Origin of the sequence: Methylobacterium sp. E-016, from assembly GCF_022829745.1 — a bacterium.
Classification (GTDB): Bacteria; Pseudomonadota; Alphaproteobacteria; order Rhizobiales; family Beijerinckiaceae; genus Methylobacterium.
The window spans coordinates 27,576-47,194 of record NZ_JAKSYF010000153.1; the positions used below are offsets into that span (position 1 = coordinate 27,576).

Genomic DNA, 19,619 nt, shown 5'->3' on the forward strand with positions numbered 1-19,619 from the left:
TCGCGCGCTCAGTATTCCCATTCCGCGCCGACGCCGACGCTGGTGCGGCCGTCGCTGCCGGCCTCGCCCTGGATCTTCACCCGGCGCGTCACGTCGTAGTCGATGGTCGCGCCCGTGTCGGCCGGCTTGGCGCCGGCCTTGATGCCGACGCTGAGGCGATCGCTGAGGTAGCGCGAGGCGCCGAGCGCCGGGCCGCCGCTGGTCCCGGTCGAGACGTCGAGGCTGTCGAGCCCGAGGCCCTTGCGCGCCGCCTCGAACACGTCGACGCCCCCTGCCCCGCCCGAGAGCTGCGACACGGCCTGCGCCAGCTGCAGCGCCTGGAACGGCGACAGGCTGCCCGACGCCTTCTTGAACAGCAGCCGCGACAGCACCTCGTCCTGCGGCAGGCTCGGGTCCGAGGAGATCGCGAAGACCGGGCTGTCGGCCGGCCCCGAGACCGCGATGCGGGCGGTGATGTCGGTGGCCTTGGTCTCGGCGACGAAGTCGAGGTCGGGGGCCGCGATGGCGCCGCCGAAGGTCACGCGGCCGCGGGTGAAGTCGAGGCGCTGCCCGATCACCGCGAGACGCCCGCGCCGAAGCTCGAACGCGCCGTTCGCGTTCGGGTCGCGCGAGGTGCCGGTGACGCGCAAGCTCCCGCCGAGCTCGGCGTCGATGCCGCGCCCGCGCACGAAGATGCGGTTCGGAGCGCTCACCGCGACGTCGAGGGTGGCGTCGAACGGCACGGCGGGCTTGCCGCGCGCGCCGCGTCTTCCCACGGCCGCCACCTGCGCCCCGCGCAGGGCCTTGGCGTCGAGCCGGGCGCGGATGTCGGGCGGGGTGTTGACCCGGCGGATGCCCGGCAGCGGCTGCACCGTCGCGGGCAGCCGGTCGGGCACCGACACGTCGATCGAGACCACGTCGACGCGGCCGGCGATCCGCGGCGTGCGCGACAGCGGGCCGGAGAGCGCGAGGTTCAGGCTCGCCACCGCCGTCATCAGCGGGCTCGAGATCAGCTCGGCGCGCTCGCCCGCGATGCGGATCGTGCCCGGGAACCCGGCCTGGGGCTCGAGCGCCACGCGGCCGTCGGCGCGCAGCGTCCCGCCGTTGCGGGTCGCCAGGGTGAGGCGTTCCAGCACGACCGCGTCGCCGCGCCCCGTGGCGCGGCCCTCGATGTTGGTCAGCCGGATGCCGTTGAGCGGGTCGGTGAAGCTGCCGCCCGACAGCGTCGCGCTGCCCTCCGCCCGCGGTGCGGCGAGCGTGCCCGTCACCCCCGCATCGATCGCCACCCGCCCGGCGACCCGCTGGCCGCCGACGCTGAGCAGGCTGTTGGCCAGCGCCGCGTCGAGCGTTCCCCGCGCCTTCACCGCGAGGCTGCCGCCGGCCGCCGCCGGCAGCGAGCCGGACAGGGTCATCGCGACGCCGGGCCCCGCGGTGATGCGGCCGTCGAGCCCGATCCGGCCGTCGCCGAGGTCGCCCGACGCCCAGGCCTCGATCGGCGGCAGGCCGGCCTTGCGCGTCTCCGGCGTGACGAGGCGGGCGACGGTGAGGGCGTAGTGCCCCTGCGGCCGATCCGTCGGCCCCCGGATCGCGGCCTCGCCGTCCAGGGTGCCGCTCAGCGCCAGGCCGGGCGCGGCGATGCGCGCGAGCGCCAGCGGCAGGGCGCGGATGCCGATCGTCAGGTCGTTGTCGCGCCCGGCCTTGCCCGCGACGGTGACGCGGCCGCCGCCCGCGGCGATCGTCAGGTTATCGATCCGCGCGCCGCCGCCTTCGAGGGTCACCGTCGCAGGGCCCGCGAGCGCCAGCCGGTCGGCGCCCCGCGCGGCGGAGACGCGCAGCAGGTCGATCCGGGTGGCCGCGTCCGAGCCGTGGCCCGGGACGAGGCGGGCGGCGCCGTCGAGGTCGAAGCCGCGGGCGCGCGCCTTGAGCACGAGATCGGTCGCCGCCGGGGAGCCCGCCGCCGTCAGGCGCACCGTGTCGAGGATCTGGTCGGCGGCGACGATGCGGTCCGCCTCGGCCCGCCCGTCGATCCGCGGCGCCCCGAGAAGGTCCTGTCCCGTCAGGTCCGCGTCGAGCCGGGCGAGGCCGATCGCGCCGGCCTGCAGGCGCGCGCCGGTCGCGCGGATCGTCGCGTCCTGCCGGCCGCTCGCGCGGGACAGCGCGATGTCGGCGTCGAGGTGGCCGGCGAGCCGCGTCAGCGCCAGCGGCGTGAGGTCGTCGAGGTCGGCCGCCTTGAGCCGGACCGCGCCCTCCGTCAGCCGGGTCGCGGCGTCGAGCGCGGCGCTGCCGTCGAGGGTCACCGAGCCGAGTCCGAGCCCGAGCCGGTCGAGGCGCCAGTCGGCCCCCGAGCGCGCGAGGTGGGCCCCTCCCTGCAGCGGCTTGCCGCCGACGGTGCCGCCGAGGGCGACCGTGCCGTCGAGCGCGCCGGTCAGGTCCTTGAGGGTCGCCTCGACCTTCAGGCCCCGCACGGGGCGGCCCATGGCGCTGGCCTCGGACGCGCTGACGAGGGCGAACAGGTCGGGATGCTCGAGGGTCCCCGAGAGCCGCCCGGACAGCCCGGCCCGCCCGGCGAGCGCGTCGTCGAGGGCGGACAGGTCCTTCAGGTCGACGTCGAGCTTGGCGTCGGCGACCCGGGCGGTGGCGCGGCCGTCGAGGCGCGCGACGACGGCCGCGCCCTCGAGCTTCGCGCCGTCGAAGGCGTAGCCGTCGTAGACCTGGGACAGGCGCCCGGTGACGCGCGGAGCCGCCCCGAGCAGCCCGTCGAGCGCCGGTCGCCCGAGGGACAGCGCCTCGGTGCGGACATCCACCTCCGCGGTCACGGCCTTCCGCGCCGGATCGCCGCCGAGCTTGGCCGTGCCCGACAGCCTTCCGGCGAGCGGCCGGCCCGCGAGGTCGGAGAAGGCCGAAAGGTCTGACAGCGCGGCCTCGACCGTGCCGGTGAGCGTGTTGCGCCCGACGCGGCCGGCATAGTCCGCCCGCATCGTCGGCGCCTCGACGTGCAGGCGCGAGACCGAAACCGCGTTGTCGGGCTCCAGGGTCCCGCGGAAGTCGAAGCCGGCGCGTGCGCCGAGCGCCCGCCGCAGGGCGGGGTCGGGCAGCGTCAGCCCCTCGACCCGGGCGTCGGCGCTGAGGTCGAAGCGGTCGGCCGCGGCGGGCTCGGCCGCGAGCCGGGCTTCGACGAGGTCCAGGGCGCTATCCCGGGTGCGCAGGCCGGCGGCCTTCAGGCTGCCCGCCACGTGCGGCCGGGCGAGCGGGCCTTTCAGGCTGCCGTCGAACACCAGGGTCTTGAGCTCGCTGTCGGCGGCCCGGGTCACCCCGCCCTCGGTCGGCACGGCGCGGGCCTGGAGGGTGAAGTCGGCGTTCCGTGCCGCGTCCAGGGTGCCGCGCGCGTCGAGGCGGGCGGTCCGCGAGGTCAGCTCGAGCCGGTCGATCCTGAGCGCGCCGCCATCGGAAAACCCGAGGGCGCCGTCGAGCTTGGTCGTGCCGGAGAACACCGCCGCGGCCGGGCCTGGAAGCAGGCCCTCGATGCGCGCGGCGAGGTCGAGGGCGAGGCGCCGCTCGGCCCCGACCCGCGAGATCCGGGCGCCCCCCTGGGCGCCGATGGTCTCGCCGGCGGAGAAGTCGAGGCGGGCGTTCCAGGCGTCCAGCGTCCCGCGGCCGTCGAGGTCGAGGTCGACAGGCGGGGCGCCGGGCATGTTCAGGCCCTTGGAGAGCAGGCCGCCGGCCGGCTCGGTCAGGGTCGCCTTCAGCTCCAGGCGCTCGCCCTGCGGCACGAACAGCAGCTTGAGGCCGAACCGGCCGCCGGCATCCTGGCGCTGCACCGCCGCGTCGAGGTCGAGCCCTTCGGACGGCGCGCCGAGCTTCGCCCGGCCCTTGGCCGAGAGCCGCGCCGGCTGCCCGGCGAGCCCTTCGCCGAGGACGAGCTCGGCGAGTGAGAAGTCCTTGATCTCGACCTTGACCGGCAGGTCCGGCAGCAGGGTGCCGTCGGGCTCCGGCGTCGCGGCGACGGCGGAGGGCACCGGGCGCCGCAGCACGTCGAGCCGGCCGACCTCGAGGGTGTCGACCTCGAGCCGGCCGGACAGCAGCGCGAGGCGGCGCCAGACGATGCGCGCCCGGTCGAGCTTCAGCCAGACCCCGTCGCGGTCGCTGATCGCCACGTCGCGGATCGTGGCGTCCGACGAGAGGGCGCCGTCGACCGCGCCGATGGCGACGCGCGACGACGGGGTGGAGAGCGCGCGCGACAGCAGCCCGCCGAGCACGGTCTTCTCGGCCTCGTCGGCGGCCTGGGTGACGGCCGCGGGCGCGGCGAGGCCGAGGACGAGCAGGATCGCGACGGCGACGCGGATCCCTCCCCCCCCTGCGGGGGGAGGGAGAACGCGCGCGAACCGATCCCGAATCCCCATCAGAACGACTGCCCGAGGCTGATGTAGAGGGCGACCGGGCGCTCGTGGTTGCCCTTGATCCGGTCGAGGGGGAATGCGACGTCGACGCGGATCGGGCCGATGCCGGTGTAGTAGCGGAGCCCGAGGCCCACTGCGGTGCGGATGCGCTCGTCGAAATCGGGGAGCGAGCCGGCGAACGCCGTGCCGGCATCGAAGAACGGCACCACGCCGATCGTGTCGGTGACCTTGATCCGGGCCTCGAACGAGGCTTCCAGCAGGCTTCGGCCGCCGACCGGCAGGTTGAACGGCCCGCGCGGGCCGAGCGTGCGATAGGGGAAGCCGCGCACCGAGCCGCCGCCGCCGGCGAAGAAGCGGATGTTGGCCGGGATGTCCTCCAGGCTCGCGCCGGAGATCGAGCCGAAGCCGAGGCGGCCGGCGAGGATGTACCGCGCGTCCTCGTCCAGGGCGTAGTAGGTCGAGCCCTGCGCCTTGGCGACGAAGATGGACGGATCGGAGCCGAGGAAGCCGGCATAGGGCGTCGCCGAGGCCGTCAGCCGGACGCCCCTGGTCGGGTCCAGCAGGTTGTCGGTCGAATCGTAGGACACCGAGACCGGGATGCCGACCAGGCGGTAATCGACCTTGCCGAGCGCGTCCTGGGCGCGGCCCGCCTGCCCCTCGACGCCGACCTGCGCGTAGAACGTGTCCGAGAAGCGGTGGCGGACGCCGAGCGTCCCGCCGGCGGCGTCCGCGACGTAGCTCTGCTGCGCCTCGCGACCCGCGAACAGGTTGGCGATCAGGTCGTTGCGGGTGCCCCACAGGGCCGGCTTCACGAAGGTGGCGGACAGGCGCCCGCCGAGCCCGTTCGACTCGATGCCGGCGAGCTTGCGCTGCGTGGCGTAGAGATCGTTGCCGAGGTAGAACAGGTCGGCGTCGAGCCGGATCGTCTCGCCGCCGCCGAACAGGTTGCGGTTGGCGTAGGTCGCGCGGATGCCGGGGCCGTCGACGGTGGAGTAGCGGGCCGAGACGCCGATCAGGTTGCGGTCGCGCTCGGTCACGTCGACGAAGATCGGCAGGTTGCCCTGCGCATCCAGCGCCTCGCCCTCGCGCACCCGCACCGAGCCGAGGCCCTCGACCTTCACCAGCGCCCGGCGCATGTCGGTGAGCGCCTTCGGCGAGTACGGGTCGCCCGGCTCCGCGTCGATGAAGGAGCGCACCACCGCCGGGTCGATGTCCTTCGTGCCGCGGACCGTGACCGCGCCGAGGCCGGCCTGCGGGCCGGGATCGACGGTGAAGGTCACGTCCATGACGTGGGCGGCGTCGTCCACGACGGGATCGCGCGACACCACCTTGGCGAAGGGGTGGCCGCGCTCGCGGAAGCGGTCGACGATCTTCGCCTCGCGGGCGAGCACGAGGCTGGAGCGCGCCGGCGTCTCGTCGTCGACGCGGGTGAAGCGCTTCGGCAGCACCTCCTCGGGGAAGGCGGCGCCTTGCGGGTCGCGCACGGTGACGGTGCGCAGGGTGTAGAGCGGCCCGGCATCGACCGCGATGCGGACCGGGACCAGGGCGCGGGCGCGCTCGGCATCCGCCGCCCGCGCGGCGGCGATCAGCGAGGCCTCGCCGCCGAGCGTCACCTCCTCGATCCGGACGGTGACACGGCCGGCGTAGTAGCCGTAGCCGGAGAGCGCGTCGGGCAGGCGCCGCAGGTCGGCCTCGGCGCGGCGCACCAGCCCTTCCCCGTCCGGCGGCGGCTCGCGGCGCAGGCGGTGGAGGGTCGAGGTGTCCTCCAGCGTCTTCTCTAGGTCGGAATCGTCGGTGCCCTGGATCTTCAGCGCGTAGGGCAGCGCGGTGGCGCTCGGCGCCAGGGGCTCCTCCTCGGAGCCGAACAACCCGAACAGGTCGAAGGCCGCGGCCGGCGAGGCGGCCAGGGACAGGCCGGCGGCCATGACGGCGCCGGCGAAGGCGCCGTTGCGGCCGCGCGGGACGGTGGCGGCGCGATCCGGGTTCCGTCGCGTCACGCGCAGGGGCCGGCCGTCCGCTGCACGTCCGCGGCGTGCGGAAATTCCGTCGCGATCATCTCGAAGTCCCCCCTCGTCGCGATGCCGATCATGCCGGAGCAGGCCTTAAGGAAGGCCGCTGCCGGTGGTCCCCCGCCCGAGCCGGATCCGGGGTGATCGGGTGCCGGACCCTCCGTCCGGACCCCATCGCGCACCGGGCCGAACCTAGACGGCCGGGCCGGCTGCGGCAACCTTCGCAGGGGGCGGCGCCGGGACTGTCGGCCGGACTCTTGTCAGACGGCAGGCCGCGACCTAACTCCAGCGTGCGTCGATGCTTGCCGGCCGCCGCCGGGTTGCTCCGCCCGCTGTCCCTTTAGCCACTTGCAAGGGCGTCGCTTCGACTGACATTCCATCTCGACATCCAACCTGCTTCGCCCACCCCCGCGCGTGGACAGCCGCTCGGGCCGGCAGGCTCAACACATCGATACGACGGAGGTAGGCGCCATGAGCACGGGCACCGTGAAATGGTTCAACGAGACCAAGGGTTACGGCTTCATCCAGCCGGATGACGGCGGCAAGGACGTGTTCGTCCACATCTCCGCCGTCGAGCGCGCCGGCATGCGCAACCTGATCGAGGGCCAGAAGCTCTCCTACGAGATCGAGAACGACCGGCGCACCGGCAAGCAGTCGGCCGGAAACCTCCAGGCGGCCTGATCCGCGACAGCGACGCCTCCGGACGGAGCGGTCCGGGGGCGTCGATCGTCCCGCTGCGGCATATCCGCATCTGTCCCTGGATTTGCGACGGCGCGACGACGATTGTCACCCATCGCGGCGATTTCCGAATGCAGCTCAGGTTGCACGCCGCCCATCCGTCGGTCATTGGCTTTTTCGATTCGCCGCGAGGCGGAAGCAGGCTTGCCGAATCCGATTTGCTGAAGGGCCCGTTCCCCCGGCCCCGTCCCGCGGATTGATCCGTCGCGGACGCTCCCGAAACCCGAAGTGAGACACCGTACGAGAAAGGTCAGATGAGCGCATTCGACTATCGTAATTTCGACGACCGCCGCCAGAATTCCGCAGCCGCCAAGGCTGCCCTGCTCGCCAAGTTCAAGGCGCGCCCCCCGGCCGACGACCCCGAGATGATCGCCAAAGCCAAGGCCCGGGCCGAGCTCGTCCAGGCCCGCGAGACCCGTCTCCGCGAGCGCGAAGCCGCCCGCATCGCCGCCGAGAAGCAGGCCGCGGAAGAGAAGCGCGCCCGCGAGGAGGCCGAGCTCGCCGCCCAGATCGCCCGCGAGGCCGCCGAGGCCGCGGCGTTGCAGGAGCGCAAGGCCGCCGAGCTCGCCGCGAAGAAGGAACTCCGCGACGCCCGCTATGCCGCCCGCAAGGCCAAGGTGAAGACCAAGCGCTGACGCGGACGCTGCGTCGCATCGGCCGCCAGACAGCGCCGTCCGCCCGCCGCGGACGGCGTTGCCGTTTCTTCCGGACCTTCGCGCCTCGCGCGGCCGTCCCGCCTGTCCGCAGATCGCCGAGGGGGAAACATGATCGAGCGGCATTTCCGACGGCGTGCGTGCCGGGCCGGCATCGGGCTGGCCGCGATGCTCGTCACCCCCGCGCTCGCGCAGCCGGACGATCGGGTCGCGGCCTGCGACACCCTCGTGTCGCTCCGCCTCCTTACGACCGCCGCCCCCGACCGCGCCGCCGCCCTCGCCCAGGCCGGCAGCCGGCCCGGATGCAAGGCGATCCGGCGCGCCGACGTCGGCGCGGTCGAGCACCGCGCGATGATCGGCGGCGCGCCGTTCGAATGCCTTGCGGTGAAGGGCGAGCCGGCCTGCCTCTGGGTTCAGCCTTGAGGAGCTGAAGTCAGGATGACGGCCTGCGGGTCGGTCGATGCGTCGCGCCGAGATGCGGGGAGGCGCCGGCAGCCGTCCTGCTCCGGCTCACCCCGGCGGCGGGCGCATCGCCGGGACCGTCGTCGACGCCGGGCCCCCATCGGGGCGGGTCGGCCTCAGGCGCTGAGCGGCGCGCCGATGCGGGCACGCAGCTGAAGCCGCAGGTTCTCGTTGGCGTTGCCCTCGGCGTCGAGGGCCGACATCAGGCGCAGGAGCTGGCTGATCGGCGTGGCGCGGCTCTGGACCGCCTCCGCGATCCGCTCGTGGAGAGGCCTGTCGCTGCAGGGATTCCAGGTCTGTACGCTGGTCTCGGCCGTCTGACGCATGATCCGCCCCGTCCTTAGAAGGATCCCAGGAAGTTCCGGCGGGGTGGCTACGCCTTTCGCGCCACCCGCGCCAGTCTTATCCTGCGTTGTCCGTAGCCGGCGCGAGACCGCGTCGCATCCGGGCCACACGCATGCCAGGATTGCGGGGACAATTGCGGGCGCGCACCGGATTCGACGTCAGATCGTCTTGCGCTTTGCCAGCGGCGAGGATTCGAAGTCTTCGAGCAGGTGCTGTGGGCTGCGATAGATCGCGATGCAGCCGGCCGCCTTCAGGTCGGTTTCGGGGAACCCGCCGCACAGCAGGCCGACGGTGGCGAGCCCGGCCTTGCCGGCGGCCTGCGCATCGTAGGGCGTGTCGCCCAGGACCACGATCTCGGCGCGGTCGATGCCTTCGAGCCGCTTCAGCGCCGCCTCGAAGATGTCGGGATGGGGCTTCGAGCGCTCGGCGTCGTCCGAGCTCGTCGCCGCGTCGACGAGGTCCGCGATGCCGAGCACGTCCTGGTAGTGCTCGACCTCGCTGCGCTTGCCCGAGGAGGCCAGCGCGATCGTCGTGCCGTCGGCGCGGATCCGCTCGAACAGGGCGCGCACGCCCGGGAACGGCTTCACCCGGTCGCGGTAGGCGCGCTTGAACAGGTCGGAGCGGTAGGCCTCGATCGCCTCGCCCTGGTCGCGCAGCTGCGCCTCCGACAGGAAGACCGGCATCAGCTCGTCGCCGCCCTTGCCGATCTGGCTGCGGACCTTGGCGACGTCGGTCTCGACGCCGAAGTGGCGGAAGGCCTCGACCCAGGCCTCCGCGTGAAGGTCGACGCTGTCGAGCAGCGTCCCGTCGATGTCGAAGATCGCGGCTTTCATCTGCTCAGCGCGGGATCGGGACGAGGCGCAGGCCGTCGTCGGGCAGCAGGTTGCGCGTGGGGCCGCCGGTCTGCTGGCCGCGGCCCTGCTGGTAATAGGGCAGCTCCGGCCGCCGGTCGTTGTCGCCGCCGGAATCGTAGGCCCAGGCCGGCTGCCAGGGCGCGCGGCCGCCGACGGTGATCGGCACGGTCTCGCCGAGCGGGCCAGCCGGCGCGCGGTCGCGATAGACCTGCGCCTGCGCGGCGGCCGGGACGGCGAGCAGGGCGAGCAGAAGGCCGGCTGTGCGGAGCGTCATCGGGTCCTCGTGTCGGAAAGGGCGGCGCGCGGGGCGCGCGCGTATCCCGGCCGGTGCAGGGTTCTCGTCGGACAACGGCACAGCTTCGCCGCCGTTCCACGGCCCTCGTCGCGGACTCACGCCGCCGGCGCCTCCGTCCGCGGATGGACGTGCCAGACATAGGCGCACAGGAGCGCCACCGGCACGCCGATCAGCGCCGTGCCGACAAAGAACCAGGCGAAGCCGACATCGGCGATGATGAAGCCGGAGGCGCCGGCCAGCAGGCTGCCGGGGAGCGCGCACAGCGAGGTCAGCAGCGCGTACTGGCTGGCGGCGTGCTCGCTCGCGGCCAGCGACGACATGTAGGTGATCAGCACGATCGAGGCGAAGGCGTAGGCGAAGCTGTCGACGCTGACGGCGATCGCGAAGGTCCAGAACGCCGCTCCCCCGTCACCGCCGTGGATCGCGAGGTAGGCGAGCGCGAGGTGCGAGGCCGAGCCGAACACGGTGCCCGCGACGAGGCTCGCGAGGATCCCGATCCGCGGCACGACGAAGCTCGCCAGGAACGTGCCGGCCAGCGCGACGCCGAAGCCGAACAGCTTGGTCACCGTGGCGATGTCGGTGTTGGAGTAGTGCAGGCTCTTGAACAGCGGCATCGCCATCGCGCTCGACACGTAGCCGGGCATGCGGAAGCCCGCGACCATCACGAGGATCGGCACCGCCATCGGCCCGAGCCGCGTCACCAGCTCGCGGATCGGCGCGACCACGGTCTCGACGAAGCCGGCGCGCTCGTGCGTCGCGGGCCGGGCGGGTTCCGGCTCGGGGGCGATCAGGGCCGCGATCATCCCGGGCGCCATCAGCACGGCCATGCACAGGTAGGCGGCGCGCCAGCCGTAGGCGTCGGCGAGGTAGAGCGCCCCGGCGCCCGCCGCGAGGTTGCCGACCCGCCAGCCGACCTCGGCGAAGGACGACATCAGCGCCTGCCGCTCGGGCGGCGCCGCGGTGATGCGCCAGCCGTCGATCACCACGTCCTGCGTCGCACCGGCGAATCCCAGCGCCAGCGAGAACACCACCGTCCAGGCGAGGAAGTCGGCCGGGTCGCCGAAGGCGATGCCGGCGAGCGTCAGCGCCACGCCGAGCTGCGTCGCCACGATCCAGCCGCGCCGCCGCCCGAGCCAGCGCCCGAGGATCGGGGCGTCGTAGCGGTCGAGGAACGGCGCCCAGAGGAACTTGAACTTGTAGGCCAGCGTCAGCTCGCTCAGCAGCCCGAGGATGCCGATCGGTACCTTCGCCTCCGACAGCCACGCCGACTGCGTGACGTAGACCAGCAGGAACGGAAGCCCAGAGCTGAAGCCGAGCCCGAGCATCGCCACGATGCGGCGATCCGCGAGGTGGGTCAGGACCGACGGCTTGGCGGATGCGGGCGCGTCGGCCCCGCTCACGGCGTCTGGCATGCGAACCACAACCCCTGGCTTACGGAGATTCGGGGATCCGTCCCTCGCGCCTGCAGGATCGGCGTATCCCGCATCCGGGGCCATCCGGGAAGGGGGCATCCGGGAAGGGGCCGAGCGGGTCCTCGAAACGGCAAGAGCCCGCCCCTCGGTCGAGGGGCGGGCTCTTGCGGTCGAGTTTCGAGGCCTCGGCGGCGGCTCAGTGCAGGCTGGCGCCGGTCGAGGCGCGGGCGGCTTTCGGCTTGGCGGCGAGGCTGGCGGCCGCGAGCGCCTTCGGAGCCTTGGGGGCCGCGATCTTGGACGCGGCGGCCTTCGGGGCCGGCTTGGCGGCAGCGGTCTTGCTGGCAGCGGTCTTGCCGGCAGGCTTCGCGGCGGCCTCGGCAGGCTTCGCAATGGCCTTGGCGCGGCTGGCGCGGGGCTTCAGGGTCTTGGCCGGGCTCGGGGCGAGGCTGGTCTCGGCGACGGCCTCGATCGTCAGGATCGGCGCGGGCGCGGCGATCTCGGCTTCGGCGCGCAGCCAGTGGGCGTCCGCCCGGCCGTGGATGCGGCCTTCGTCCTCCCAGATGTAGTAGGCGCGCTCGCGCACCCGGTGATCGATCAGGTCCATGTCTCGTCTCCCGTTGCTGTCCCGGGGAAACGATGAAAGCCGGTGGTTAAGGCAGGGTTAACGGGTGTTGCGGTGCGAAGCCGGCGCGAATCCGTGCGCCGGCGCGGGGTCGTCAGCGCTTCGACAGGCGGAGCGCGTTCGCCCGGACCTTGCGCCGGTAGCCGGCGATGACCTTGGCGGTCGAGGCGCCGGACGCCATCATCAGCGCGGCTTCGCCCGCCGCCACGACCTTCTCGGTGACCATGCGCTGCGCCTCGGCCTGGCCGACGGCCCCGCCCGCCGAGAGCATCATCAGCCGCATGCCGATCACCTGCTGCGATTCGAACGCCAGCATCGTGGCGTCCATCCCGAGCTTGAACCAAGAACCGTACATGCGTTGACACTCCAGGCGAGGCGCGCGCGACGAGCGGCACCGGCGCGCCGCGGGCTCCCTCCGCGCGGCACCGGTGCCGTATCCGGGCCGACGAGAAAGAGGGGCTTCAGTCGAAGCTGCGGCCCTTGGCGGCCGAGCCGCCGAGGCTGATCTTCTTGGCAGGCCCGCCGAGGCTGACCTTCTTCGGCTTCGGCGCGCCGGCCTCGACCACCGGGACGGGGGCGGGCGCTGGCTTGAGGTGCGCCTGCCCGTGGATCACCGATCCGACCTCGCCGGCGACCCGGATCAGGTCCTCGCGCTCGCAGGCGCGGGCCACCTTCAGGCCGAGCTGGTGCATGTGGCTCTTGCCGTAGAGGTAGGCGGCGAGCTGCGCCCGCTTCAGCGGCGCGATGCCGGCGACGATCTCGGGGAAGTCGTACTCGTCGGCCCGGTAGACCTCGCCGAGCAGTTCCAGGGAGACCGGGCAGGCGGCATCGGGCTCGGCGCCGCTGGTCGGATGGGCTTGGGTCATGGATCACCTCGGGTCGATGTCGGGTCCGCGGCGGGGCCGGCGGCCGCGTCGGGGGAAGGTTCGGCCGGAGCGAGCGCGGCGCGCGCGCTCTCCGGCGGGGTGGCGGGCCGCGGCCGGTCCGGCCGCAGGGGCGTCGGCGCCGGCGGCCGTCCGAGGCAGCCGGTGCAGACCGAGGCGATCGCGATGTTCGCGCGGACGGTGCTGCGCTCCCACACCGCCTCGCGCGCCGCCCGCGCCGCCGCGATCTCCGGATCGACCCCGCCGGAGCCGATCGCGGGCGGAGGCGCATCCGAGGGGCGGATGCGCAGGAAGAGCGGTTCCTGCGCCGAGGCGGGCCCGATCGCAAGGGGACCGATCGCAAGGGGCCCGATCATAAGGGGCAGGCTTACGAGGGCGAGCGCCGGGGCGAGCCACAGGACGGGCCGCGAATCGGACCAGCAGGTCATGCCTTCGAGACCTCCCCTAGGCCGGTCGCGTCCGACGCTCCATCGAAGCGCCAGGGTTAACGTCGGCTTAACGGTTGCGGTGCCGGACAGATCCCGTCCCGGGGCGGCGGCTGTGCGGCGGGGATGCGGCGTCGGCGCATTAACCTTTCGTTAACCGTCGGGCGCTCAGCCTGGAGCAGGATTCGGAGGGCTGTTGCATGGCGATCCTCGGGTTTGTCGAATGGCTCGGCCAGGGCGTCGCCGCGGCGCTCGCCGGATGCGCGGCGATCGGCGTCGCGGGCCTCGTCGGCCGGGCGCTCGGCGACCGCCACGCGGGCGCGCCCGTCCTGCGGCCGGTCCGGGTGCGCGCCCGCCGCCGCTGAGCCGCCGGCCGGTCCTTAGATCCCGTCGGCGTAGCCGGGGGCTTCGGCCGCCCGCGCGGCGCGGTGGCGCCGCTCCTGCGCCCGCCCGAGCCACAGGCTGTTGACGAGCCAGGCCGCCGAGAGCGGCACCGCCACCACCGAGGCCGCCGCCGCGCCGAACCCGAGCGCCCCGAGGCCGGCATAGGACCACGCGCCGGCCTGGTCGCCCAGGCGGTAGACCACCGTGTCGATGAAGCTCTTGGCCTTGTAGCGGTCCTCCCGCGGCACCACCGTGAACAGCACCTCGCGGATCGGCCGGCTGATCGCGAAGTTGCCCGCCCGCCGCAGCACCTGGAAGCCGACGATGGCGGCGATGGACGGCGCCAGCGCCAGCAGCCCGAAGCCGAGGATGCTCAGCGCGGGCAGGATCGCCAGGGTGAGCCCGACGCCGATCCGGCGCACGATCCGCCCGGTGAGGAAGAACTGCACCCCCAGCGTCAGCACGTTCACCGCCAGGTCGACGCCGGCGAAGAACGCCGTCTGCGCCGCCCGGTCGGGGAAGCTCGCCTTGGCGATCGCCGCCTGCTGGAAATACAGGTAGGTCGAGGTCACCGAGAACAGCAGCAGGAACAGCGAGATGTTCAGGAGGTAGGGCGAGGCGAACGTCCGGGTGACGCCGGCGAACACGCTGCCGCCGATCACCTGTCCCGTCCCCTGCTCCGGCCCGCCGGACGGCGCCTGCCGCAGCCGCTCCGACAGGCGGGCGAGCCCGCGCATGCTGAACACGGCGCATTCGAGCAGCGCGACCGCGCCGAGCATCAGGCCCCAGGTCGGCACGGTCTTGGCGAGCAGCGCGGTCGTCGCCGAGCCGGCGATCGCCCCGAGCGTCGCGCCGGCCGCGATGAAGCCGAACAGGCGCTTGCCCTGGATCGTCGAGAACACGTCGACGATGGTCGCCCAGAAGATCGACACCACGAACAGGTTGAAGATCGAGAGCCAGACGAAGAACACCCGCCCGATCCACACGTCCCAGTCCGGCGGGGCGAGGTAGAGCGCCAGCGCGAACAAAAGGATGTTGGCGCCGAAGAACCGGTAGGTCAGCGGCACGAAGCGCGCGCGCGGCATGCGCTTGACCAGCCAGGCGAAGGGCAGGTTCAGCGCCAGCATCCCGACCAGCGTCGCCGTGAACAGCCAGGGCAGGTTCTCGATGCCGCCGGCCACGCCCATCTGGTCGCGGATCGGCCGCAGCACGTAGTAGGCGGCCAGGATCGAGAAGATGTAGGCCCAGGACCAGGCCAGGGCCGGCCCCTCTCCGGGCCGGACGCCGATCAGGCGCGCGAGGGCGTTCGAAGGCGCGGCCTCGCTCGGCGGCGTTGCGTGATTCATCGGGTCAACTTGTTGCAAGGACCGGCTCCGACGCGCCCTCCCCCGCAGAGGGGAGAGGGAGTTGCCCGGTGGCCATCGTCACGGCGTCAGCCCGAGGGTCTTGCGCAGCTCCGGCGCGGTCTTCTCGTGGCCGAAGCCCGGCGAGCCCATGGCGAACTTGCTCGCGTCCTTGAGGCCGCCGACCACCACCGGGTCGAAGCCGGCATCGTGCACGAGGCCCTCGGCGACCTTGAGGGCGCTGGCGTCGTCGCCGGCGATCGGGATCGCCATGCGGCCGCCGGCCCGGTCGGCCCCGCCGTTGGCGCCCTCCTTGGCGAAGACCTTGTAGTTGGCGGCGTTGAACGCCCGGACGAGCCTGGCACCGGGGAAGTACTTCTCCGAGGTGGCGCCGATGCCGTTGGCCTGGACCTCGTCGTAGAGCTCGCCGTCGCGCGCCTTGGTGGCGTTGCCGGCATCGAGCACGACCTTGCCCTTGAGCGCGGCGGCGTAGGATGTCGAGAGCTCCGGATAGGCCTTGTACGGCACCGCCACGAGCACCGCGTCGCCGAAGGCGATCGCCTCCTCGGGCGTGCCGGCCTTGGCCTTGCTCCCGAGGGATTCGATCAGGGCCTTCAGGGTCTCGGGATGGCGGGAGGAGAACATCACCTCGTGCCCGTCCTTGACCCAGAGGCTCCCGATCGTGCCGCCGATGTTGCCCGAGCCGATCACGCCGATCCGGATTTTCTTGGATGCTTCCTGCGCCATCGCCGGAAACGCGAGGCATGCGAGGCCGGCGATAAGCGCGGCACGACGGGAAAGTCCCAAAAGGTCAGAGCGCATCGATGAAGGCCTCCATCCGTTTCCGCTCGGCCGCGTCGGGCAGGCGCCCGCGGGCTGCGGCGAGGTTGTCCTCGACGTAGGCGACCTTCGCCATGCCGGGGATCGGGCAGGTCACGGCCGGGTGGCCGAGGACGTATTTCAGGAAGAATTGCGGCCAGGTCTCGCAGCCGAAGCCCTTGGCGAAGTCCGGCACCGCCTTGCCCTGGACCGCCTTGAACAGGCGGTCGCGCCCGAACGGCACGTTGACCATCACCGCCTGCCCCCGGTCGGCGGCGAGCGGCAGGATGCGCTCGGCGGCCTCGCGGTTGTCGATCGCGTAGTTGACCTGGATCGCGTCGAGGGTCTCGCCGCGCATCACCCGCTCCAGCCCGTCGAACTGCCCGTCGCGCCAGACCGTGACGCCGAGGTAGCGGATCCGCTTCTCGGCCTTGAGGTCGCGCAGCACCGCGAGGTTCTCGGTCGCGTCGATCAGGTTGTGCACGGCCAGCAGATCGATCCGCGCGACCTTCATCCGCGCCAGCGAGCGCTCGAACTCGGCGCGCGTCGCCTCGCGGCCGGTGGTGTCCACCTTGCTCGCCAGGAACACCTTCTCGCGCAGGGCCCCGTCCGGGAGGATGAGGCCGAGCACGTCCTCCGCCGTGCCGTAGCTCGGGGCGGTGTCGATCACCGATCCGCCGAGCGCCACGAAGCGCTCCACCGCCGCCCGCAGCGGCGCGACGGCGTCCGGCGTCGGCGCGACCTCGTAGCGGCGCGAGGTGCCGATGCCGACCACCGGCAGCAGCTCGCCCGTCGACGGGATCGGCCGGCGGATCAGCGCCTCCTCCGCCGCGAGGGTTTGGGCCAAGGGTAGCAGCCCGGCGGCGGCGATCAGCGCGCGGCGGGACAGGCGGCTGGGTGCGGGAGAGGCTGCGAGAGGCATCGCGGAAGGCTCCGTGGCGCAAGGCGTGCCGGGACTCAACTAGGGCAACCGTGAGTAAGCGCCCGCCTTTTCTCGATTGTGACTCCGCGAGCCGTTCGGGCGGCTCTGCGATCAATCCTCTTCCGGCGGATCCTCGAACTCCGCGCCCTCCGTGTCGGGGGCGATGCGGAACCGGTACTCGTCGATGGCGAGGAACGCCCGGTGCACCGCCTGCGGGTCGAGGCCGTCGCGCACCACCAGGGTCTGGAAGTCGATGAACAGGCGGGCGATGCGCGCCTCCCCCGTCAGGGCTTGGAGGGCCGAGGAGCCGGCCCCGCCGCGCATCATGAAGCGCTTGGCCGCGCCCTCCGTGTCGGGGAGGGGCAGCACCGCGACCTGGCCGGCGGTGTCCGGGCGCAGCTCCGCCCAGCGCGCCGGCGTCCAGGCGATGATGGCGTCCGATTGCTTCACCGACCGAGCCTCCGCATGCCGTCCCCCGGCGAGCGGCCTACAGAAAGCGCGCGGCCCGGAAAAGGCCTACGGCGCGCGCACCACCTGCCCGCGGATCTCGCCCTTCGGGTTCGCGGCGGTGTGGAGGTTGACGTAGATCTTGCCCGCGACGAGGTCGGCCGCCTTGGCGTCGTCGATCGTGGCCGAGCCCTCGAACGGGCTGGCGGCGGCGGTCACCGGGATCAGCACGCCGGCATTGGCGCCGGCCTCGGCCGGACCATGGAAATGCGCGGCCGTCACGGGCCCGGTCAGCCCATTGTAGCTGCCCTTCCAGGTCAGCGTCTTGCTCGCCGGATCGTAGGTCGCCGAGACCTCTCCGGTGCCCTTGCTGTCGTTGGCGGGCACTTCCGAGCTTGCCTTCAGCGCAGCCCGGTACGCCAGGCCTTCGGCTGCCGACGCCCCGGAGACGGTCGCGGACAGCGCGAAGGCGGACAGCGCCAATGCGGCGAAGCCGCCGCGGACGGTGCGGATCATCGGATCCTCCCTTTCGGCAAGCCAGCGTGGCTCGCATCCGGGAAGATAGGCGCATCGGAGCGCCCGGCGATCACGTTGTCGGGTGCGGCCGGCGCCGTGGCGTCGGCCCGCGTGTCAGGCGATGTCGGAAGCGGACGCGTCGGGCGTGCTGGCGCGGGCGATCCGGGCGGCGGACTTCACCATCGCCAGGACGTCGCGGCGCATCTGCAGGTCGGCGATCGCGGCGTAGGCCTTCAGCAGCTCCGCGGCGCCGGCGATGCCGAGGAAGGGCAGGCTCGTGCCGTCCTCGAAGCTGCGGGCCTCGCCGGGCTCGCTCTCGAAGAAGGTCGAGACCGGGACGCCGAGATGGTCGGCGATCGTCTGCAGGCGGCCGGCGCCGACGCGGTTGCGGCCCTTCTCGTACTTCTGGACCTGCTGGAAGCTTACCCCCAGCGCCTGGCCCAGGGCGGTCTGGCTGATCCCGCGGGCGGCCCGAAGCACCGCGATGCGGTTGCCGACGGTGTGGTCGGCATCGGTCGGCTTCTTCTGTTCCGCGGTCGTCATGGGGCTGGCCTCACAGGGTTCGTGCTGTCGGGCGGGATGCCCGGATGTGCGGTGTAACCGGCGCTCTCGGAATATAATCAAGAGGAGCACTGTAATCGTGGTATCAATCTATACCTTTCCAACGGTGCAGCCACGCTTTTTTCGAATGGCCGGTATCCCGCACGGCAGGGGTCGACGTTTCTTAAGGCAACCGCGCTGTCATGGCGTGACGGGAACGCGTTGCGGAAAACGTACCTAAAGTATGTCGATTGATTCGGGCAACACCCCCGTCCGCCCCATCGGCCGAATCCGATCCATCGACGCCCTGCGTGGTCTCGCCGCAACGATGGTGATGCTGCACCATTACCTCTTCAGCTACGAAGGCCGCATCGGGCCGCATGTCGACCGCGTTCCGAGCTTCGCCGCCGGGCATTTCGGCGTCGAGCTGTTCTTCATCCTGAGCGGTTTCGTGATTGCCGGTACGCTCGGGCGGACGCCGTCCCTCGGAGACTACGCCGTGCGGCGGGTCGCGCGGCTGTATCCCGCCTTCCTCGTCTGCTCGGGGGTCACGCTGGGGATCTTCGCCCTCGGCGGCCCGAATCCCGTGGGGATCACGCCGGGCGCGGCCCTCGCGGGTCTGACGATGCTCAGTTCGCTGATCCGGGTGCCGCCGATCGATCCGTCCCACTGGACGCTGACCTACGAGGTCGCCTTCTACGCCCTCGCCGCCCTCGCCCTGATCCATAGGGGCCCGGCGACCGATCCCGGGCTGCGCCTGGAGCGGATCTGCGCCGGATGGCTCGCCGCGGCGTTCGTCGGCACGCTGGTCCTTCCGGTCCGGACGCTGCAGGTGGTCGTGCTCCTCAACCTTCCCTTCGCGCTGCTGTTCGTGATTGGGGCGATGCTCGCGCGCCTCGCGGCGGGCGCGCTGACCCCCCTCGGCCTCGGGGCGCTCGCCGCCGTGTTCGGCTTCACCGCCCTCGGGCCCGCCGTCGACTACGGCGGCGTCGGGACGGGCTTCTATGTCCTGCTCGTGCTCGGCTTTGCCGGCACGGTCCTCGCCGCCGCGACCGGGCGGCTGCCCTGGCTCGGCTGCGCGCCCCTGGTTTTCCTCGGGGCGATCTCCTACCCGCTCTACCTCGTCCACCAGATCCTCGGCTACGCGATCATCCGGGCGCTGGAGGCCGGCGGATGGTCGTCCGGATCGGCGATCCTCGCGGCCGTCCTCGCCTCGGTCGGGCTCGCGACCGTGATCCGCTACGCCGTCGAGACGCCGGGACAGCGCGCGATCCGCCGCGCCTTCGACCGGACGCGGTCGTCCGTGCCCGACACCGCCGAGCCGGCCCGATCCTGATGGGATCCTTATGGATTCGGCGCCGCCTCCCTCTCGCATTCCTACGGCGCGTCCGGCCACTCTGACGATCACGGCAAGCAGGTCGCCGGGGCGGATCGGTCGAAGCGGACCGGTCGGCCCACGACCGCGTTGCCGGCTCCTCGTCGTCCGGACGCCCGCCATGCTCGACCTCGTCTTCCTCGCCGGAGGCCTCGCCTTCTTCGCCCTCGCGGTCGGCTATGCCGGCCTGTGCGCGCG

21 protein-coding genes are annotated in these 19,619 nt (G+C 72.8%); 5 read left to right on the forward strand and 16 right to left on the reverse strand.

The features are described from left to right. Positions 1-8 precede the first annotated feature (8 nt). Both MKK68_RS22765 and MKK68_RS22770 read right to left on the reverse strand, forming a co-directional pair. Positions 9-4,379, reverse strand: a complete 4,371-nt coding sequence (locus MKK68_RS22765) for a translocation/assembly module TamB domain-containing protein (RefSeq protein ID WP_244033012.1) — start codon at positions 4,377-4,379, stop codon at positions 9-11. Further along, entirely contained in the window at positions 4,379-6,301 is a 1,923-nt protein-coding gene (locus tag MKK68_RS22770) for an autotransporter assembly complex protein TamA (protein ID WP_244033024.1), read from the reverse strand. Before MKK68_RS22770 ends, MKK68_RS22765 begins: the two co-directional genes overlap by 1 nt. Before the next feature lie 555 nt (positions 6,302-6,856). Here MKK68_RS22770 and MKK68_RS22775 point away from each other — a divergent pair. The 3 genes from MKK68_RS22775 (at position 6,857) to MKK68_RS22785 (ending at position 8,199) form a co-directional block, all read left to right on the forward strand. Continuing rightward, positions 6,857-7,066 carry a cold-shock protein gene (locus tag MKK68_RS22775; protein ID WP_018043862.1) on the forward strand — a complete coding sequence of 70 codons (210 nt, stop codon included), beginning with the start codon at positions 6,857-6,859 and terminating at the stop codon, positions 7,064-7,066. A 311-nt stretch (positions 7,067-7,377) separates the two neighbouring features. Beyond that, a complete protein-coding gene (locus MKK68_RS22780; RefSeq protein ID WP_147727286.1) occupies positions 7,378-7,758 on the forward strand; it encodes a DUF6481 family protein in 381 nt (126 codons plus the stop codon). Between the two features lie 129 nt (positions 7,759-7,887). Then, positions 7,888-8,199, forward strand: a complete 312-nt coding sequence (locus tag MKK68_RS22785) for a hypothetical protein (protein ID WP_147727285.1) — start codon at positions 7,888-7,890, stop codon at positions 8,197-8,199. Positions 8,200-8,354: 155 nt separating this feature from the next. Here MKK68_RS22785 and MKK68_RS22790 read toward each other — a convergent pair whose 3' ends face one another. From MKK68_RS22790 to MKK68_RS22825, 8 genes are all read right to left on the reverse strand, one after another. Then, positions 8,355-8,564 (reverse strand): hypothetical protein, encoded by a 210-nt coding sequence (locus tag MKK68_RS22790; protein WP_147843412.1) that lies wholly within the window; start codon positions 8,562-8,564, stop codon positions 8,355-8,357. A gap of 177 nt (positions 8,565-8,741) precedes the next feature. Next, a complete protein-coding gene (locus tag MKK68_RS22795) occupies positions 8,742-9,416 on the reverse strand; it encodes an HAD family hydrolase (protein WP_147727283.1) in 675 nt (224 codons plus the stop codon). 4 nt (positions 9,417-9,420) lie between these two features. Further along, positions 9,421-9,711: a hypothetical protein gene (locus MKK68_RS22800; RefSeq protein ID WP_147727282.1), complete on the reverse strand. Its 291-nt coding sequence runs from the start codon at positions 9,709-9,711 to the stop codon at positions 9,421-9,423. A gap of 116 nt (positions 9,712-9,827) precedes the next feature. Continuing rightward, complete coding sequence (locus MKK68_RS22805; RefSeq protein ID WP_243933458.1) at positions 9,828-11,144, reverse strand: AmpG family muropeptide MFS transporter; 1,317 nt, start codon at positions 11,142-11,144, stop codon at positions 9,828-9,830. Positions 11,145-11,340: 196 nt separating this feature from the next. Further along, the gene (locus tag MKK68_RS22810; RefSeq protein ID WP_244033013.1) at positions 11,341-11,748 is read right to left on the reverse strand and encodes a DUF2934 domain-containing protein; all 408 of its coding nucleotides are present in this window, start codon (positions 11,746-11,748) and stop codon (positions 11,341-11,343) included. Between the two features lie 112 nt (positions 11,749-11,860). Continuing rightward, positions 11,861-12,121, reverse strand: a complete 261-nt coding sequence (locus MKK68_RS22815) for a hypothetical protein (RefSeq protein WP_147859544.1) — start codon at positions 12,119-12,121, stop codon at positions 11,861-11,863. 106 nt (positions 12,122-12,227) lie between these two features. Continuing rightward, a complete protein-coding gene (locus MKK68_RS22820) occupies positions 12,228-12,632 on the reverse strand; it encodes a hypothetical protein (RefSeq protein WP_147727278.1) in 405 nt (134 codons plus the stop codon). Beyond that, the gene (locus MKK68_RS22825; protein WP_243948272.1) at positions 12,629-13,078 is read right to left on the reverse strand and encodes a hypothetical protein; all 450 of its coding nucleotides are present in this window, start codon (positions 13,076-13,078) and stop codon (positions 12,629-12,631) included. The genes MKK68_RS22820 and MKK68_RS22825 overlap by 4 nt, the downstream gene beginning before the upstream one ends. Before the next feature lie 197 nt (positions 13,079-13,275). Here MKK68_RS22825 and MKK68_RS22830 point away from each other — a divergent pair, with 197 nt between their 5' ends. Further along, a complete protein-coding gene (locus tag MKK68_RS22830) occupies positions 13,276-13,440 on the forward strand; it encodes a hypothetical protein (protein ID WP_187276682.1) in 165 nt (54 codons plus the stop codon). A gap of 15 nt (positions 13,441-13,455) precedes the next feature. On the opposite strand, the gene MKK68_RS22835 is transcribed toward MKK68_RS22830, so the two are convergent. The 6 genes from MKK68_RS22835 to MKK68_RS22860 form a co-directional block, all read right to left on the reverse strand. Then, on the reverse strand, positions 13,456-14,805 hold the full coding sequence (locus MKK68_RS22835; protein WP_147843739.1) for an NTP/NDP exchange transporter: 1,350 nt from the start codon (positions 14,803-14,805) through the stop codon (positions 13,456-13,458). Positions 14,806-14,883: 78 nt separating this feature from the next. Further along, positions 14,884-15,624 carry an NADPH-dependent F420 reductase gene (locus MKK68_RS22840; RefSeq protein WP_244033014.1) on the reverse strand — a complete coding sequence of 247 codons (741 nt, stop codon included), beginning with the start codon at positions 15,622-15,624 and terminating at the stop codon, positions 14,884-14,886. Continuing rightward, complete coding sequence (locus tag MKK68_RS22845) at positions 15,614-16,543, reverse strand: aldo/keto reductase (RefSeq protein WP_244033015.1); 930 nt, start codon at positions 16,541-16,543, stop codon at positions 15,614-15,616. The genes MKK68_RS22840 and MKK68_RS22845 overlap by 11 nt, the downstream gene beginning before the upstream one ends. Before the next feature lie 111 nt (positions 16,544-16,654). Then, positions 16,655-16,993, reverse strand: coding sequence for a hypothetical protein (locus tag MKK68_RS22850; protein ID WP_147727690.1), 339 nt, complete (start codon positions 16,991-16,993; stop codon positions 16,655-16,657). A gap of 66 nt (positions 16,994-17,059) precedes the next feature. Then, positions 17,060-17,506, reverse strand: coding sequence for a CHRD domain-containing protein (locus tag MKK68_RS22855; protein ID WP_147727689.1), 447 nt, complete (start codon positions 17,504-17,506; stop codon positions 17,060-17,062). Between the two features lie 114 nt (positions 17,507-17,620). Continuing rightward, entirely contained in the window at positions 17,621-18,049 is a 429-nt protein-coding gene (locus MKK68_RS22860; RefSeq protein WP_147727688.1) for a helix-turn-helix domain-containing protein, read from the reverse strand. A 241-nt stretch (positions 18,050-18,290) separates the two neighbouring features. Here MKK68_RS22860 and MKK68_RS22865 point away from each other — a divergent pair, with 241 nt between their 5' ends. Then, positions 18,291-19,382 (forward strand): acyltransferase family protein, encoded by a 1,092-nt coding sequence (locus MKK68_RS22865; RefSeq protein ID WP_147727687.1) that lies wholly within the window; start codon positions 18,291-18,293, stop codon positions 19,380-19,382. Positions 19,383-19,619 lie beyond the last annotated feature (237 nt).

What these genes read in the sequence shown, in the direction of transcription:
- MKK68_RS22860 (WP_147727688.1), bottom strand. Translation starts at nt 18,049, where the DNA reads ATGACGACCGCGGAACAGAAGAAGCCGACCGATGCCGACCACACCGTC.
- MKK68_RS22805 (WP_243933458.1), bottom strand. Translation starts at nt 11,144, where the DNA reads ATGCCAGACGCCGTGAGCGGGGCCGACGCGCCCGCATCCGCCAAGCCG.
- MKK68_RS22830 (WP_187276682.1), top strand. Translation starts at nt 13,276, where the DNA reads ATGGCGATCCTCGGGTTTGTCGAATGGCTCGGCCAGGGCGTCGCCGCG.
- MKK68_RS22820 (WP_147727278.1), bottom strand. Translation starts at nt 12,632, where the DNA reads ATGACCCAAGCCCATCCGACCAGCGGCGCCGAGCCCGATGCCGCCTGC.
- MKK68_RS22790 (WP_147843412.1), bottom strand. Translation starts at nt 8,564, where the DNA reads ATGCGTCAGACGGCCGAGACCAGCGTACAGACCTGGAATCCCTGCAGC.
- MKK68_RS22780 (WP_147727286.1), top strand. Translation starts at nt 7,378, where the DNA reads ATGAGCGCATTCGACTATCGTAATTTCGACGACCGCCGCCAGAATTCC.
- MKK68_RS22775 (WP_018043862.1), top strand. Translation starts at nt 6,857, where the DNA reads ATGAGCACGGGCACCGTGAAATGGTTCAACGAGACCAAGGGTTACGGC.
- MKK68_RS22840 (WP_244033014.1), bottom strand. Translation starts at nt 15,624, where the DNA reads ATGCGCTCTGACCTTTTGGGACTTTCCCGTCGTGCCGCGCTTATCGCC.
- MKK68_RS22855 (WP_147727689.1), bottom strand. Translation starts at nt 17,506, where the DNA reads ATGATCCGCACCGTCCGCGGCGGCTTCGCCGCATTGGCGCTGTCCGCC.
- MKK68_RS22770 (WP_244033024.1), bottom strand. Translation starts at nt 6,301, where the DNA reads ATGGCCGCCGGCCTGTCCCTGGCCGCCTCGCCGGCCGCGGCCTTCGAC.
- MKK68_RS22810 (WP_244033013.1), bottom strand. Translation starts at nt 11,748, where the DNA reads ATGGACCTGATCGATCACCGGGTGCGCGAGCGCGCCTACTACATCTGG.
- MKK68_RS22815 (WP_147859544.1), bottom strand. Translation starts at nt 12,121, where the DNA reads ATGTACGGTTCTTGGTTCAAGCTCGGGATGGACGCCACGATGCTGGCG.
- MKK68_RS22785 (WP_147727285.1), top strand. Translation starts at nt 7,888, where the DNA reads ATGATCGAGCGGCATTTCCGACGGCGTGCGTGCCGGGCCGGCATCGGG.
- MKK68_RS22765 (WP_244033012.1), bottom strand. Translation starts at nt 4,379, where the DNA reads ATGGGGATTCGGGATCGGTTCGCGCGCGTTCTCCCTCCCCCCGCAGGG.
- MKK68_RS22795 (WP_147727283.1), bottom strand. Translation starts at nt 9,416, where the DNA reads ATGAAAGCCGCGATCTTCGACATCGACGGGACGCTGCTCGACAGCGTC.
- MKK68_RS22825 (WP_243948272.1), bottom strand. Translation starts at nt 13,078, where the DNA reads ATGACCTGCTGGTCCGATTCGCGGCCCGTCCTGTGGCTCGCCCCGGCG.
- MKK68_RS22800 (WP_147727282.1), bottom strand. Translation starts at nt 9,711, where the DNA reads ATGACGCTCCGCACAGCCGGCCTTCTGCTCGCCCTGCTCGCCGTCCCG.
- MKK68_RS22835 (WP_147843739.1), bottom strand. Translation starts at nt 14,805, where the DNA reads ATGAATCACGCAACGCCGCCGAGCGAGGCCGCGCCTTCGAACGCCCTC.
- MKK68_RS22865 (WP_147727687.1), top strand. Translation starts at nt 18,291, where the DNA reads ATGTCGATTGATTCGGGCAACACCCCCGTCCGCCCCATCGGCCGAATC.
- MKK68_RS22845 (WP_244033015.1), bottom strand. Translation starts at nt 16,543, where the DNA reads ATGCCTCTCGCAGCCTCTCCCGCACCCAGCCGCCTGTCCCGCCGCGCG.